This window comes from Diaphorobacter sp. HDW4A (genome assembly GCF_011305995.1).
In the GTDB taxonomy this organism is placed as follows: Bacteria; Pseudomonadota; Gammaproteobacteria; order Burkholderiales; family Burkholderiaceae_C; genus Diaphorobacter_A.
Genome location: NZ_CP049910.1, coordinates 6,285,286 through 6,299,786 on the forward strand (window position 1 = coordinate 6,285,286; position 14,501 = coordinate 6,299,786).

General features: G+C 62.4%; 12 protein-coding genes. 6 read left to right on the forward strand and 6 right to left on the reverse strand.

Annotation, left to right across the window (positions count from 1 at the left end; translation table 11 throughout):
* Positions 1–54: 54 nt before the first annotated feature.
* The 3 genes from G7047_RS28535 to G7047_RS28545 form a co-directional block, all read right to left on the reverse strand.
* Entirely contained in the window at positions 55–1,242 is a 1,188-nt protein-coding gene (locus tag G7047_RS28535) for a VWA domain-containing protein (RefSeq protein WP_166311655.1), read from the reverse strand.
* Positions 1,243–1,391: 149 nt separating this feature from the next.
* Complete coding sequence (locus G7047_RS28540) at positions 1,392–1,634, reverse strand: hypothetical protein (protein WP_166311656.1); 243 nt, start codon at positions 1,632–1,634, stop codon at positions 1,392–1,394.
* Positions 1,635–1,647: 13 nt separating this feature from the next.
* Entirely contained in the window at positions 1,648–2,502 is an 855-nt protein-coding gene (locus G7047_RS28545; protein ID WP_166311657.1) for a MoxR family ATPase, read from the reverse strand.
* Positions 2,503–2,628: 126 nt separating this feature from the next.
* Between G7047_RS28545 and G7047_RS28550 the strand changes: the two genes are divergently transcribed.
* Complete coding sequence (locus tag G7047_RS28550) at positions 2,629–3,288, forward strand: cytochrome c (RefSeq protein ID WP_166311658.1); 660 nt, start codon at positions 2,629–2,631, stop codon at positions 3,286–3,288.
* A 594-nt stretch (positions 3,289–3,882) separates the two neighbouring features.
* A complete protein-coding gene (locus tag G7047_RS28555) occupies positions 3,883–4,815 on the forward strand; it encodes a universal stress protein (protein WP_166311659.1) in 933 nt (310 codons plus the stop codon).
* 4 nt (positions 4,816–4,819) lie between these two features.
* On the opposite strand, the gene G7047_RS28560 is transcribed toward G7047_RS28555, so the two are convergent.
* A complete protein-coding gene (locus tag G7047_RS28560) occupies positions 4,820–5,254 on the reverse strand; it encodes a DUF1841 family protein (protein WP_166311660.1) in 435 nt (144 codons plus the stop codon).
* Between the two features lie 153 nt (positions 5,255–5,407).
* Entirely contained in the window at positions 5,408–6,322 is a 915-nt protein-coding gene (locus G7047_RS28565) for a LysR family transcriptional regulator (RefSeq protein WP_166311661.1), read from the reverse strand.
* A gap of 141 nt (positions 6,323–6,463) precedes the next feature.
* On the opposite strand from G7047_RS28565, the gene G7047_RS28570 reads away from it, so the two are divergent.
* The 4 genes from G7047_RS28570 to G7047_RS28585 all read left to right on the forward strand — a co-directional run bounded on the left by G7047_RS28570 (position 6,464) and on the right by G7047_RS28585 (position 13,489).
* A complete protein-coding gene (locus G7047_RS28570) occupies positions 6,464–7,315 on the forward strand; it encodes an alpha/beta hydrolase (RefSeq protein ID WP_166311662.1) in 852 nt (283 codons plus the stop codon).
* A 210-nt stretch (positions 7,316–7,525) separates the two neighbouring features.
* On the forward strand, positions 7,526–8,776 hold the full coding sequence (locus G7047_RS28575; protein WP_166311663.1) for an efflux RND transporter periplasmic adaptor subunit: 1,251 nt from the start codon (positions 7,526–7,528) through the stop codon (positions 8,774–8,776).
* 28 nt (positions 8,777–8,804) lie between these two features.
* Positions 8,805–12,047, forward strand: coding sequence for an efflux RND transporter permease subunit (locus G7047_RS28580; protein ID WP_166311664.1), 3,243 nt, complete (start codon positions 8,805–8,807; stop codon positions 12,045–12,047).
* A 17-nt stretch (positions 12,048–12,064) separates the two neighbouring features.
* Positions 12,065–13,489 carry an efflux transporter outer membrane subunit gene (locus tag G7047_RS28585; protein ID WP_166311665.1) on the forward strand — a complete coding sequence of 475 codons (1,425 nt, stop codon included), beginning with the start codon at positions 12,065–12,067 and terminating at the stop codon, positions 13,487–13,489.
* Between the two features lie 615 nt (positions 13,490–14,104).
* On the opposite strand, the gene G7047_RS28590 is transcribed toward G7047_RS28585, so the two are convergent.
* On the reverse strand, positions 14,105–14,371 hold the full coding sequence (locus tag G7047_RS28590) for a hypothetical protein (protein WP_166311666.1): 267 nt from the start codon (positions 14,369–14,371) through the stop codon (positions 14,105–14,107).
* Positions 14,372–14,501 lie beyond the last annotated feature (130 nt).

A 14,501-nucleotide genomic window follows, 5' to 3' on the forward strand; every position in this document is an offset into this window, starting at 1 on the left:
AGTGCGGCGCTTGTGGCGCGCGAAGCGGACTGCTTTGATGAAACCATCGATGAATTATTTGGAGAGCAATCGCATTGCCTCCTCAAGTCCTTTCAAGGACAGTGGGTACATGCGATGGCCCATCAATTGTTGAATGATGCTGATGCTCTGGCGATATTCCCACACGCCCTGAGGCTCGGGATTGATCCAGGCGAATTTAGGGAAGGCGTGCGTAAGCCGCTGTAACCACTCGGCACCCGGTTCTTCGTTGTTGTATTCCACGCTGCCGCCGGGCTGCAGAACCTCGTAGGGGCTCATGGTCGCATCGCCAACGAAGATCAGTTTGTAGTCCTTGTTGTATTTGCGGATGATGTCCCAGGTAGGGTACTTTTCTGCGAAGCGCCTGCGGTTGTTCTTCCACATGAAGTCGTAGACGCAATTGTGGAAGTAATAGAACTCCAGATGCTTGAATTCGGTCTTCACGGCCGAAAAAAGTTCTTCCACGCGCTTGATGTGCTCGTCCATCGTGCCGCCCACATCCATGAGCAGCAACACTTTCACGTTGTTGTGGCGCTCGGGGATCATCTTGATGTCGAGAAAGCCCGCGTTAGCGGCCGTGCTGTGGATGGTATCGGGCAGGTCGAGTTCCAGCTCGTTACCTTCACGCGCAAATTTGCGCAGGCGGCGCAGCGCCACCTTGATGTTGCGTGTGCCCAGTTCCTGCGTGTCGTCGTAGTCCTTGTAGGCGCGCTGCTCCCAGACCTTCACCGCGCTCTTGTTCTTGCCCGGCCCACCGATGCGGATGCCCTGCGGGTTGTAGCCACCGTGGCCAAAGGGGCTGGTGCCGTTGGTGCCGATCCACTTGTTGCCGCCCTCGTGGCGTTCCTTCTGTTCCTCAAGGCGTTTCTTGAGCGTCTCCATGAGCTCGTCCCAGCCCATTTTCTCGATGGCCGCCATCTGCTCGGGCGAGAGTTCGCGCTCAAGCGTCTTGCGCAGCCATTCGAGCGGCAGCTCCTTGGTCAGATCGGCGATCATCTCCACGCCCTTGAAGTAGGCGGAAAACGCGCGGTCGAACTTGTCGAAGTGCTTTTCATCCTTGACGAGAATCGTGCGCGAGAGGTGATAAAAATCGTTCAGCGCCCAGCCGTCCTCGGACTTGGGTCCGACGACACCGGCCTCCAACGCTTCGAGCAGCGTGAGGTATTCCTTGACCGATACGGGCAGCTTGCCCGCGCGCAGGGTGTAGAAGAAGTCGATCAACATACTGGCTTCTCTTGGTTCGAGCGTGGTGTGTGCTGCCGGTTACTCCGCCATGCGGAACGCCGCAGTCAGCATCAAGCTTTGTAGGACGGTAATTCGAAAAACGCCGATCCGGCGTAGGGCATTGCCGCAGATTGCTCTGCGGGTGGTGATCAGCGTCCCTTGGTGGGGGCCGAGGCCGTGGCGCGCGAATTGCGCCAGCGGCGTGCCAGATTCAGGCCGACACCACCGCCCAGGCCCACCAGCGCAATCGCAAGAATGCTGCGCGTGTCGTAGCCTTGGGAGAAGATGTCCAATCCCATGACGTAACCGATGCTGAACCCGAGCAGGGCGCCGCCCAGAAAGCCCACGGCGTCGGTTGCACCTTCAGCGAAAAGACGTTTGACGTCGCTCATGGTCGATCGGTCGTCAACGGTTGCGCTGGTTCATGAACACCAGCTTCTCGAACAGGCTCACGTCCTGCTCGTTCTTGAGCAGTGCGCCCACCAGTGGCGGCACGCTCACCTTGTTGTCGGCACTTTGCAGCGCTTCCATCGGAATCTCCTCGGCGACGAGCAGCTTGAGCCAGTCGATCAGCTCGCTGGTCGAGGGCTTCTTCTTGAGACCCGGCAGGTTACGGATGTCGTAGAAGGTTTTCATCGCCACCGTGAGCAGTTCGGCCTTGAGCGTGGGAAAGTGCACATGCACGATCTGGCGCATGGTGTCCGCGTCGGGGAACTTGATGTAGTGGAAGAAGCAGCGGCGCAGGAACGCGTCGGGCAGTTCCTTCTCGTTGTTCGAGGTGATGAACACCAGCGGACGGTGCTTGGCTTTGATCAGCTCGCGCGTTTCGTAGCAGTAGAACTCCATGCGGTCGAGTTCGCGCAGAAGGTCGTTTGGAAACTCGATATCCGCCTTGTCGATTTCATCGATCAGAAGCGCTACCGGTTCATCCGCCGTGAATGCCTGCCAGAGCACGCCTTGAACAATGTAATTGCGAATATCTTTGACGCGCTCGCTGCTTTCCGCGTCGCCCAATTGGCTGTCACGCAGACGGCTTACCGCGTCATATTCGTATAAACCCTGCTGGGCCTTGGTTGTGGATTTGATGTGCCATTGCAACAATGGCAGATTCAATTCGCTGGCGACTTCCTCGGCCAGCATGGTTTTGCCGGTACCGGGTTCGCCCTTGACGAGCAATGGCCTTTGCAGCGCCATCGCTGCATTCACAGCGAGTTTCAAATCCTGAGTGGCGACGTAATTCTGTGAACCTTGGAATTTCATGGGCCGTAATTGAGGGAAATCGTTGATGAATATGCTTGACAGGGGCTGGCTATAATCGCAAAACCCTTAGGTAGAGCGCCTACAAGAGGCTGGGACAACTCACTCAACATAGATTGTGCGCGGAAAATGAAAAGAACGTTTACCACGATATTCGGCTTGGTTGTCGCGTGCGCGACGGGCCTTGTTCAAGCCCAGGAGATCAAGGGAGATGCGAAAGCCGGTGAAGGCAAGATTGCCATGTGCATCGGCTGCCATGGCATCGTTGGCTATCAAGCCACTTTTCCCGAGGTGTACCGCGTGCCGATGATCTCGGGCCAGAGCGCGAAGTACATCGTCAACGCGCTGACCGAATACAAGAAGGGCGAGCGCAAGCACCCGACCATGCGCGGCATCGCCGACTCGCTCTCCGAGCAGGACATGGCCGACGTGGCTGCGTTCTACTCGACCCACACCAAGGACCCGCAACCCGTGCCGGCCAAGGCCCGCGAGCCGAGCGCGCAGGTGGCGCAACTGCTGCAGAAGGGGGCCTGCGTGTCCTGCCATGGCGACAACTTCTCCAAGGCCGTTGACCCTTCCTACCCCAAGCTGGCTGGGCAACACAAGGACTACCTGTACTCCGCGCTGCGTTCGTACAAGGCCGAGGCCAACCCGCTCGGCGGCCGCACCAACGCCATCATGGCGGGCATGGCCAAGCAGTTCACGAATGCCGAGCTCAAGGAGCTGGCGGGCTACATCAGCTCGCTGCCAAGCGAACTCCAGACGGTGCCCGAGTCGCGCTTTCGCTGACCCTCCAAACGCTCGCATGAAGGCCTGCGGTTCCTGTGGAATCGCAGGCCTTCTGTTTTTGAGCAGTGCGTGCAGTAGTTTCATTCTGGCAAGCTTTGGTGCGGTATCCATGCGCATTGCAGCCCGATTGCGCGCGTGTGCCTAGAATCGGCCGCATGATTCGCCCTCTCTCTCATCCCACGACCTCCGCGCCGCAGCCTCAGTGGCCTGCGATCCGCCGGATGCGCGTGCGCGAATCGCAAAGGATGGGTGTTCTGAGACCAGCAGCACTGGCTTCGGATTTCTGAGTCCGACGGTTTCTGACGCTTTCGTTTTGCCCGACCGCCGGGCCTCATTCCCCTGTTCATCTTTCATCGGTTGCTGTTTTGTGACCGGCTGGGGTGCGTCTTTACGTGTGTCAAGAAACACACATACAGGGTTGCCCCTCATTCAACTCCGGGCGCCGGAGGTGAACAGTCGTATTCAATGATGACGCGGAATCTATAGGTGAGATGACTATCTCCCTTGTGGTACGGACAGTCTTCATGGACTTGCCTGAGAAATGCGTCAATTGGCATCGACAAGGCAGGCCGATTTCCTGAAGGAGGGACGAGTATGCGTATCCAGACCATTGCTGCATTGACCGATTTTTCGACCCAGGCCGAACAGGCGTTGGACCGGGCCGCGTTGCTGGCGGCTGAACACCAGGCGGTGCTGTGGCTCGTCTATGCGGCAGACGAGCAGGACCCGCGCTTCGTGAGCCCGCAGGCGCGGCTTGAGCAGCGTGCCCGTCAGCTGGCGCGTCGCCATGGGATCGACGTGATCGCGCGCGAGTTTGACGGCTACCACGGCATCGCCGAGCGTGCGATGGCCGTGGCTAGCGGCGCTGATTTGCTGGTGCTGGACCGGCGCGACGAGCGCCAATGGAACAAACCCTGGCGCGGCGCCGCGCTCGCGCACTGCCTGCGCCACAGCCCGTGCCCGGTGCTCATCGTGCAACAGGCTCCCACCCATATCGAAGAGTTGGCCAGTGCCGCCAGTGGTGCGTACTCGCGCATGCTCGTGGCCGTAGACGGCACGCAGCGCGCACGTGATGTACTGCATTTCGCGGCCGGCCTGCAGCGCAGCACGGCGGTTGATCTGTTTCAGCCGCGCGATGCCGGCACATCCGGTGTCGAGGAAGAGCAGGAGTTCGAAGTGCTCGAGCAGTTGCGCGACGAGCTCAAGCGCGAGACGGCGGAGCAGCGCCGCCTGCGCATCAAGGATGCTGACGACGCCCGCCGCAACCGCGTGGACAGCCAGAACGGCACGCGCGATGTGACGCGCCAGATCATGGTGCAGCAGCAGCGCTCGGGCGCCGACCTGATCGTGATCGGCGCCACACGCAACCACTGGATCGACAACTGGGCCCTGAGCACGCGCGCGACGCGTTTGTCGACGATGGTGTCATGCGACATGCTAGTCTGTGGCCAACTGCCACAGGAGCGCGAACGCCCGCGTCCCATCGAGCTCGGCGGCCGCAAAGGTTGGTTGCAGCTCCGCTTTTGAACCGTCAGTCTTTGGTTGCGCGGCGCTGAACCGCCGCCACATAGGCCTCGCCGTCTGGAGGACGGCCCGAGCGCTGGCTTTCCCACAGCATGGTGCCGAGGCATTCCATCGCGGCGTGGTGTGCGTCGTGCAGTGAATCAAGGCGCTTGGACAGCAGCTCCACCGCCTGGCGGATGCCGCGTGGCTGGTCGATGCTGCATTGCTCGCTGATCGACAGGTGCATCGACAGATGCAGAAACGGATTCGTGCGATCCGGCGTTTCGTCGTAGTTGCGCTTCACGGCCGCTTCGGCATCCAGCAGCTCTTCACGGTATTCAGGGTGCTCGTCGATCCACAGAGCAGCCAGCGTTTCGATGGCTTCCATGGGCTGATTCGCTTGTTGCTTGGCATATGCACCACAGAAAAAGCGGCGCACATCGGCTTGGGACGGGTTGAACATGATGGCGGGCAGGGTAGCACGAGAGGCAAGGGCCTTGCCGGTGTGTGGAGCTTTGGTTTAGAGCGTGGTTACGATCTCTACGCGGTCTTGCAGGCGCGGCCTCTGGGGGGCAGCAGCGTTGCAAATGCTCGCGCTGAGATCGTAAACACACTCTTAGCGCCGCTGCAGCAGAGGATCCGCAGCGAACAGTTCCACCACCCAGTCCACGAAAGCGCGCACCTTGGCGCTCAGATGCGAGTTGGGCGGATAGACCACGTACACCGGCAGCAGCGGCTGGGACCATTCTGGAAGTATCTGAACCAGCTCCCCGCTCTCGAGCAGACCGCGCGCCTGAAAGGTGGTGATTTGTCCCACGCCCTGGCCCGCTAGCAGCGCGCTGGTGTAGGCGTTGGATTCATTGACGGCCAGCGACGACGGGCCCGTGATCTCGATGATCTCGCCGTCGCGGTGGAAGTCGAGCGGATAGCGGCGTACCGCAATCGGCGAGAAATAGATCAGATTGTTGTGGCCGCTTTCGAGGTCGCGGGGGTGCTGCGGCGTGCCGTGGCGAGCAAGGTAGGCGGGTGATGCCAGGGTGATGAAATCCAGATTGCCGACGCGCCGCGCAACCAGCGACTGGTCGGTGAGCTCGCCGCCGCGGATCACGCAATCGACGTTGTCGCCGATGAGGTCCACTGGGCGGTCGCTCACACCGAGGTCGATCTGGATGTCGGGAAAGCGCTCCTGGAACTTCGTCAGATGCGGAATGATGAGCAGCCGCGCAATCGAGGTGCCCACGTCCACGCGCAGCTTGCCGCGCGGCGCGGAGCGCACCTGGCTCATGCTGGCTTCCAGCTCGTCGAAATCGGCCAGCACGCGCACGGCACGGTCGTAGTAGGCCGCGCCGTCCGTGGTCACGGTCACGCGGCGGGTGGTGCGGTTGAGCAGTTTGACCTTGAGTCGGTCCTCGAGCCCCTGCACATGCTTGGTGACGGTGGCCTTGGGCAGCTGCAGCGTGTCGGCGGCGAGTGTGAACGTGCCCGCTTCCACCACGCGCGCGAAGATGCGCATTGCCTGTATCTGATCCATGGGCTGGATTCTCACACGCGTTGTGCACTTCGATTGTTCGGCTTTTGGAAACAGTGCGGCCACGGATTGGGGATTGATGGGTAGGATCTCAGGTCATACAGTTCAACCTGCCCAAAGCACTCCAGTCGAGTGAGGCACACCATGTCAACCAGCAAGCCAGCATCCAGCATCACACCGCCAGCGAATTTCACCGATACCGTCGTTCCGATGGCGTCGGGCGAAGGCGTGACCGTGCGCGTCTATGGCGACAAGCCAGCGGCGGGCACGAGCATTCCGCTCGTGCTGCATTTTCACGGTGGTGCTTTTGTCGATGGTGATCTGGACAGCGGCTGCACCGTTGCCGGTCTGTTGCAGGCCGTGGGTGCGCGTGTGCTATCGGTCGCTTATCCGCTCGCTACCGAGCACCCGTTTCCGCGTCCATTGGAGATCGGATACGAGGTGCTGCAGTGGGGCTTCAAGCACCGTACCAAGCTGGCGGGCAAGGGCGCGCCGCTGTATGTGGCAGGCGAGGAGGCGGGCGGCAATCTGGCGGCCGGTGTGTGCCTCATGGCACGTGATCAACACCATCCGCCGCTGGCCGGTCAGATTCTCATTTCGCCCATGCTCAACCCATGCGCGGGCACGGCGTCGCTGCGCGCCGTGACGGGCGAGGCCACGGATTGCAAGTGGGCGCAGGGCTGGCACAAGTATCTGGGTTGCACCTACGAAGCGGTGCATCCCTATGCAGTGCCGGCGATGGCCCAGCGGCTTGTGGGTTTGCCGCCCACGTTGGTTCTGGTGGGAGAGGGCGACCCGATGCGCGACGAAGCGCTGGCCTATGCGGCGCGATTAAAGGGCGCCGGGCTCATGGTGCAGCAGCACGCGTTCGACGACGCAAGGCAGTGGCCCGATGCACTGCTTGCTCCCGCTCCCGAGGCCTGCCCCTGCGCTTTGCAGGTGCAGGAACAACTGCAGCTTTTTTTCGAGGCTTCACGATGTCACACAACCTCCTGATTTCATCGACCGATTGAATCGACGCTGTCATGCGCGGCCGTTCCATGTGGTGAGGAACGGTGCTGGACGCATGGCACGCTGAGCCGACTCACCACGACAACCAAACCTGAAAACCATTGCCCGTGCGGGGCAAGGATCGACTGTCGGCTCTTGCCAGCCGCAGGGGATTTCTGTTGCCGCGCGAACCACCATTTTTCCGAGGAATACATCATGAACAATCCACACAACCCCGTCGCCCGGGCTTCTTCGCAACGTCGCTGGTGGACCGTGATTGGCGCCGCTGCAGCCATTGCGGCTGCGGGCGGCACGGTCTTCGGACTGCAGAGCTCGCATGCGAATGCGCCCGCCGAAAGCACTGCACCGGCACCCGCTGTGCCGGTGTCAGTGGCCGAGGTGCTGCAGAAGGACGTGAGCCTGTGGGACGAGTTCTCAGGCCGGCTCGAAGCCGTGCAGCGCGTCGATGTGCGCCCACGCGTGGCCGGGGCGCTGCAGTCCGTGCACTTCAAGGAAGGCGCGTTGGTGAAGGCTGGCGATTTGCTGTTTACCGTGGACCCTGCGCCTTTCTCCGTGGAAGTGGATCGCGCGCAGGCACAGGTCGTCGCCGCAAGAGCGCGCACCAGCTACGCGCAGAGCGAGGCCGAGCGCGCCGCACGGCTCTGGGACGAGCGCGCGATTGCGCAGAAGGAACTTGATGAGCGCATCAACGCGCAGCGCGAAGCCGACGCGAATCTGCAGGCCGCACAGGCCGCGCTGCAGACCGCCAAGCTCAACCTCGGCTATACCCAGGTGCGTGCGTCGGTCGCGGGCAAGGTGGGGCGTATCGATGTCACCGTCGGCAATCTGGTGAGCGCAGGGGCTGGCGCTCCGGTGCTGACCACGCTGGTCTCGGTGAATCCGATGTACGCGAGCTTCGATGCCGACGAGCAGATCGTCACCAACGCGTTGCAAGGCCTTGCGAGTGGCAAGAGCGCCCGGGCACTGATCGAGAGCATTCCCGTGCAGATGGGCGTGGGCACCAGCGGCGCCACGCCGTACACCGGCCATCTGCAGCTCATCGACAACCAGGTCGATGCGAAGAGCGGAACGGTGCGCGTGCGCGCGGTGTTCGACAACGTCGATGGAGCGCTCATGGCGGGTCAGTTTGCGCGCATCCGCATGGGGCAGCCGCGCAGCCAGCAGGCGCTGCTCATCAACGAGCGAGCGGTGGGCACAGATCAGAGCAAAAAGTACGTGCTGGTGGTTGGCGAAGGCGACAAGGTCGAGTACCGCGAGGTGCAGCTCGGCGCGCCCGTCGACGGCCTGCGCATGGTCACGGACGGGCTGAAGGCGGGTGAGCGCATCGTCGTCAATGGCCTGCAGCGCGTGCGTCCGGGCGTGGTAGTCGCGCCGCAGGCGGTGCCGATGCAGGCGAAATCCGAACTCGCAGGTAGCGAGCCAACGGTGAAGAAGCCGATCGCCTGAGCAACCCATCCAACAAGAAGAACAGACTATGAACCTCTCCCGATTTTTCATCGACCGTCCGATCTTTGCGGGCGTGCTGTCGGTGCTCATCTTTCTCTCCGGCCTGATCGCCATGCGCGCGCTGCCGATCTCGGAATACCCCGAGGTCGTGCCGCCTTCGGTGGTGGTGCGTGCGCAGTATCCGGGCGCGAGCCCCAAGGTGATCGCCGAGACCGTGGCCACGCCGCTCGAGGAGTCGATCAACGGCGCGGAAGGCATGCTCTACATGGGCAGCCAGGCGACGACCGATGGCGTGATGACGCTTACCGTCACCTTCAAGCTCGGCACCGATCCCGACAAGGCGCAGCAGCTTGTGCAGAACCGCGTGTCGCAGGCCGAGCCGCGCCTGCCTGAAGAGGTGCGCCGCCTCGGCGTGACCACGGTGAAGAGCGCGCCCGACATCACGATGGTGGTGCACATGGTTTCGCCCAACGGCCGCTATGACATCGACTATTTGCGCAACTATGCCGTGCTCAACGTGAAGGACCGCCTTGCGCGCATTACCGGCGTGGGTCAGGTGCAGATCTTCGGCGGTGGTGACTATTCGATGCGCGCCTGGCTCGACCCGCAGAAGGTCGCACAGCGCGGCCTCTCGGCGAGCGACGTGGTCGCGGCGATCCGTGGCCAGAACGTGCAGGCTGCTGCCGGGGTTGTGGGCGCATCGCCCGGTCTGCCCGGCGTGGACATGCAGCTCTCGCTCAATGCACAGGGCCGCCTTTCCACCACCGAGGAGTTCGGCGACATCATCGTGAAGACCGGTGCCGATGGCGCGGTAACGCGGCTGCGCGATGTGGCGCGGCTCGAACTGGGCGCGGCGGACTATTCGCTGCGCTCGCTGCTCAACAACGAGCCCGCCGTCGGCATGGGCGTGTTCCAGGCGCCCGGATCGAATGCGCTCGAGATCTCCGCGAACGTGCGCAAGACCATGGACGAGCTCAACCGCAATATGCCCGAGGGCGTGGAGTACCGCATCGCCTACGACCCCACGCAGTTCGTGCGCGCCTCTATCGATTCGGTGGTGCACACGCTCATCGAAGCCATCGCGCTGGTGGTGATCGTGGTGATCCTGTTCCTGCAGACCTGGCGCGCCTCCATCATTCCGTTGCTGGCAGTGCCGGTGTCGGTGGTGGGCACATTTGCCGTGCTGCATCTGCTGGGCTTTTCGATCAACGCGCTCAGTCTGTTTGGACTCGTGCTGGCCATCGGCATCGTGGTGGACGACGCCATCGTGGTGGTCGAGAACGTCGAGCGCAACATCGAGGCGGGCCTCACTCCGCGCGAGGCCACCTACCGCGCGATGCGGGAGGTCTCCGGCCCGATCATCGCGATTGCGCTGGTCCTGGTGGCGGTGTTCGTTCCGCTCGCCTTCATCAGCGGGTTGACGGGCCAGTTCTATCGCCAGTTCGCGGTGACGATTGCGATCTCCACGGTGATCTCGGCGATCAACTCGCTCACGCTCTCGCCCGCGTTGGCCGCGCTGCTGCTCAAGGGCCACCACGAGCCCAAGGATGCGCTCACGCGCGGCATGGACAGCGTGTTCGGTGGCTTCTTCAAGCGCTTCAACGCGGTGTTCCATCGCGGCTCCGAGGCCTACAGCGGAGGCGTGCGCCGCGTGATCGGCCACAAGGCCGGCATGTTCGCGGTCTATCTGGCGCTGGTCGGCGCGACCTGGGGGCTGTTCCACCTCGTGCCCGGCGGCTTTGTGCCCGCGCAGGACAAGCAATACCTCGTCGGCTTCGCGCAGCTACCCGATGGCGCCACGCTGGACCGCACCGACGACGTGATCCGCCGCATGGGCGAGATCGTCAAGAAGAACCCGAACGTGGAGGATGCGATTGCGTTCCCCGGTCTGTCGATCAACGGCTTCACCAACAGCTCCAACTCGGGTATCGTGTTCGTCACCTTGAAGCCTTTTGCGGAGCGCAAGCAAGCGGATCAGAGTGGCGGCGCAGTCGCGGGTCAGCTGAATCAGGCCTTCGGTGAGATTCAGGAAGCCTTCATCGCCATGTTTCCACCACCGCCGGTGGCAGGCTTGGGCACGACGGGCGGCTTCAAGTTGCAGGTCGAAGACCGTGCATCGCTGGGCTACGAGGCCATGGACGCGGCGGTCAAGGCTTTCATGGCCAAGGCGTATCAGACGCCGGAACTCACGGGGCTGTTCACGAGCTGGCAGGTCAACGTGCCGCAGCTCTATGCCAACATCGACCGCACCAAGGCGCGCCAGCTCGGCGTGCCGGTGACGGATATCTTCGAGACGTTGCAGATCTATCTGGGCAGCCTGTATGCGAACGACTTCAACCAGTTTGGCCGCACCTACAGCGTGCGCGTGCAGGCCGATGCGGCCTACCGCGCCAAGGCCGAAGACGTTGCGCAGCTCAAGGTGCGCTCGATCACGGGCGAGATGGTGCCACTCTCGGCGCTCATGAAGATCGAGCCCAGCTTTGGCCCCGAGCGCGCGATGCGCTACAACGGCTTTCTTTCGGCAGATGTGAACGGCGGGCCTGCACCGGGCTTCTCTTCCGGTCAGGCACGCGACGCTGTCGAGCGCATTGCCGCCGAGACCCTGCCGCAGGGCATCGGCTTTGAATGGACCGAGCTGACCTATCAGGAAATCCTCGCAGGCAACTCCGCGCTGCTGGTGTTTCCGCTCGCCATCCTGCTGGTGTTTCTGGTGCTGGCCGCGCAGTACGAAAGCCTGACGCTGCCGCTCGCCATCGTGCTCATCGTGCCCATGGGCCTGCTCGCCGCAATGACCGGCGTGTGGCTCTCGCACGGGGACAACAACGTGTTCACGCAGATCGGGCTGGTGGTGCTCGTGGGGCTGTCCGCGAAGAACGCGATCCTGATCGTAGAGTTCGCGCGCGAGCTGGAGTTCGTGGGTCGCACTCCGGTGCAGGCCGCGATTGAAGCGAGCCGTCTGCGCCTGCGCCCGATTCTGATGACCTCGATGGCTTTCATCATGGGCGTGCTGCCACTGGTGCTGTCGACCGGCGCGGGTGCAGAAATGCGCAGCGCCATGGGCATCGCGGTGTTCGCGGGAATGATCGGCGTGACGGCCTTCGGCCTGTTCCTCACGCCCGTGTTCTACGTGCTGCTCAGAAAGCTGGCGGGCAACCGGCCGCTTGCACACCACGGCGCGCATGTTGCACCGATTGAGGGTGCTTCAGGCATGCCGTCCGGCGCTGCCTCCGCACAACCCATGCTGGCTGCGCCGCGCGGTCATGACGAATGAAGCCCCGGGAGAAGAACATGACAAACAAATTGAACCCTTGGTCCCGTATGGCCCTCGCGCCGCTCGCCGCCGCGCTGCTGCTCGCTGGTTGCGCGACGGCGCTGCCACCTGTCGAGCCACTGGCGGGCGTGACGCCTCCGGCCCAGTTCAGCACACCGCAGGATCAAGCCTCGTGGACGACCGCAGCCCCCGCCGAGGCCCAGCCGCGCGGTGAATGGTGGCGCGCATTCGCCGATGCCGAGCTGACCGCGCTTGTCGAGCGTGCAGCGAGCGTCAACAGCGATGTGCGCGTGGCCGCAGCGCGCCTGGCCGAGGCGCGTGCGCTGCTGCGTTCGGCGGACGCGCAGCGCCTGCCGCAGCTTGGCGCATCGGGCGGCGTTGCGCGACAGGCCGGTGCCGACAAGGCCAACGGCATGCAGCCCGCCACGCTGCACACAGCGGGCCTGAATCTGTCATACGAAGTCGATCTGTTCGGCCGCCTCTCCAACGCCAGCGAGGCCGCGCGGCAAGATACCCAATCGCGCGCTGCGCTGCTGCAGAGCACGCGCCTCATGGTGCAGGCCGATGTGGCGCAGACCTATCTGCAGCTGCGCTCGCTGCAGACCGAGCGGCAGCTCGTGCAGCAAAGCCTTGCAGCCTATCGTGACACGCTGCGCCTCATCGAGCGCCGCCACCGCGCGGGCGATGCGGCCGAGCTCGATGTGGTGCGCATGCAGAGCGAGGTTTCTACCACCGAGTCCGAAGCCTTGGCGCTAGAGCGGCAGCAGACCACGTTGACCCACGCGCTCGCGGTGCTGGTCGGCGACGTCGCCACCGGCTTCGCGCTGCCCGATGCGACCAGCCAGATCGCCCTGCCCGTGATCCCCGCCGGCGTGCCCGCCTCGGTGCTCGCCCGCAGACCTGACGTGTCCGCCGCGCAGGCCAATGTGCTGGCCGCACAGGCCCGCGTGGGCGTTGCGCAGGCCGCGTGGTTCCCGGCGATCTCGCTCACCGGCAGCGGCGGCTTTGCCTCGCCCGATCTAGGCGATCTGTTCAAGTGGTCCGCCAGATCCTGGGGCCTGGGCGCGCTGCTGTCGCTGCCCCTCTTTGACGGCGGCCAACGTGCCGCGCAGGAAGAGGGCGCCAAGGCCCGCCTCGAAGTCGCGCTGGCCGAGCAACGTGGTCAGGTGCTCGCCGCACTGCGCGACGTGGAGGACCAGCTCGGCACCTTGCGCTTGCTCCAGGGTCAGGCGGAAGTGCTGGGCCAGGCCGTGCAATCTGCAGAGCGCGCCACGCATCTGTCCGACGTGCGCTACCGCAACGGCCTCGTGAGCCAGCTCGAACTCCTCGACGCCCGCCGCAACGAACTGCGCAATCGCAGACAAGCTCTGCAGGTCCGTACCTCGCAATACACCGCCACCATCGCCCTCATTCGCGCACTCGGTGGCGACTGGACTGTGTGAGCCTGTGAAGAAGTCCACGGTTATCCCTGTTCTGGATGGACAGGCGTGTGGATAAGCCGGTAAAACTGCTGTATGAGCCATGCAAGTGATTGATGTGAAAGGAGTTTCAATCACTTGCTTAATTTTTGAACAACAGAGCCAGACTTGTGCCCGCCTGCGTTGGACAGGCTTGTGGATAACTGTGAACAAGAGTTGTATGGAGCATGCAAGTCATTGATTTCAAAGTGATTTGCATGCGCTGCCTAAAAAATGAGCGATATCCAGGCATGCACTGCTCAAATTTCAGGCAACCCGCGCTTTCCGGCAAAACCTCGCATGAATCCTCGATTTATCCCTTGTTTTGCTGGACAAGCATGTGGATAAGCCTGAACTAGTGCTGTACGGTAAGCGCAAGTGGTTGATTTTTAAGGGATGTGCATGCGCTGCTTAATTTACGGGCAACACTGCACCAGTTATCCCATGCAGCTGCGGACAGACTTGTGGATAAGCTTGGGCAAGTCTTGTACGGTGGAGGTAAGTGGCTGATTTGCAAGGGAAAGTGATGGGCTGCTTAATTCGCGAGCAATCGGGTGAGGCCCGAAGGTCCTTGGTCAGGCTCAAAAGTGGAGCCCGTGACTACTCAGATTTGAAGCGCTGGGTTCGCCACGCTTGATACGTACGGAGCACGAAATATTCGACTCCGACCAACGCTGTAGCACCAACCATCGCAATGGGCAACCAGAACACAGCAAACACCACCAACTGGAATCCCCATTCATGGGCGTGCAGGTCTGAGTGTGGTGGAGGCGGTGTCGCCAGCAATGCCTGTGTTTTGGCGAGGAACCAGACAGCAGCCACCGCGACGATGCAGAGAAGCTGTACAACAGCCAATTTACGAAGCATCGATTTGCCCTTTCTGCTTTCTCTTGGTCTGATCTGTATTCAGTCAAGATCGAGACTGAATGATCTTTCAAGCGGCTGCAACACGGGCAATCTTGTCAGGTGAAGCTCCCTGCCCTGATCATGGCGTCGC

What these genes read in the sequence shown, in the direction of transcription:
- G7047_RS28585 (WP_166311665.1), top strand. Translation starts at nt 12,065, where the DNA reads ATGACAAACAAATTGAACCCTTGGTCCCGTATGGCCCTCGCGCCGCTC.
- G7047_RS28580 (WP_166311664.1), top strand. Translation starts at nt 8,805, where the DNA reads ATGAACCTCTCCCGATTTTTCATCGACCGTCCGATCTTTGCGGGCGTG.
- G7047_RS28590 (WP_166311666.1), bottom strand. Translation starts at nt 14,371, where the DNA reads ATGCTTCGTAAATTGGCTGTTGTACAGCTTCTCTGCATCGTCGCGGTG.
- G7047_RS28535 (WP_166311655.1), bottom strand. Translation starts at nt 1,242, where the DNA reads ATGTTGATCGACTTCTTCTACACCCTGCGCGCGGGCAAGCTGCCCGTA.
- G7047_RS28545 (WP_166311657.1), bottom strand. Translation starts at nt 2,502, where the DNA reads ATGAAATTCCAAGGTTCACAGAATTACGTCGCCACTCAGGATTTGAAA.
- G7047_RS28575 (WP_166311663.1), top strand. Translation starts at nt 7,526, where the DNA reads ATGAACAATCCACACAACCCCGTCGCCCGGGCTTCTTCGCAACGTCGC.
- G7047_RS28570 (WP_166311662.1), top strand. Translation starts at nt 6,464, where the DNA reads ATGTCAACCAGCAAGCCAGCATCCAGCATCACACCGCCAGCGAATTTC.
- G7047_RS28555 (WP_166311659.1), top strand. Translation starts at nt 3,883, where the DNA reads ATGCGTATCCAGACCATTGCTGCATTGACCGATTTTTCGACCCAGGCC.
- G7047_RS28540 (WP_166311656.1), bottom strand. Translation starts at nt 1,634, where the DNA reads ATGAGCGACGTCAAACGTCTTTTCGCTGAAGGTGCAACCGACGCCGTG.
- G7047_RS28550 (WP_166311658.1), top strand. Translation starts at nt 2,629, where the DNA reads ATGAAAAGAACGTTTACCACGATATTCGGCTTGGTTGTCGCGTGCGCG.
- G7047_RS28565 (WP_166311661.1), bottom strand. Translation starts at nt 6,322, where the DNA reads ATGGATCAGATACAGGCAATGCGCATCTTCGCGCGCGTGGTGGAAGCG.
- G7047_RS28560 (WP_166311660.1), bottom strand. Translation starts at nt 5,254, where the DNA reads ATGTTCAACCCGTCCCAAGCCGATGTGCGCCGCTTTTTCTGTGGTGCA.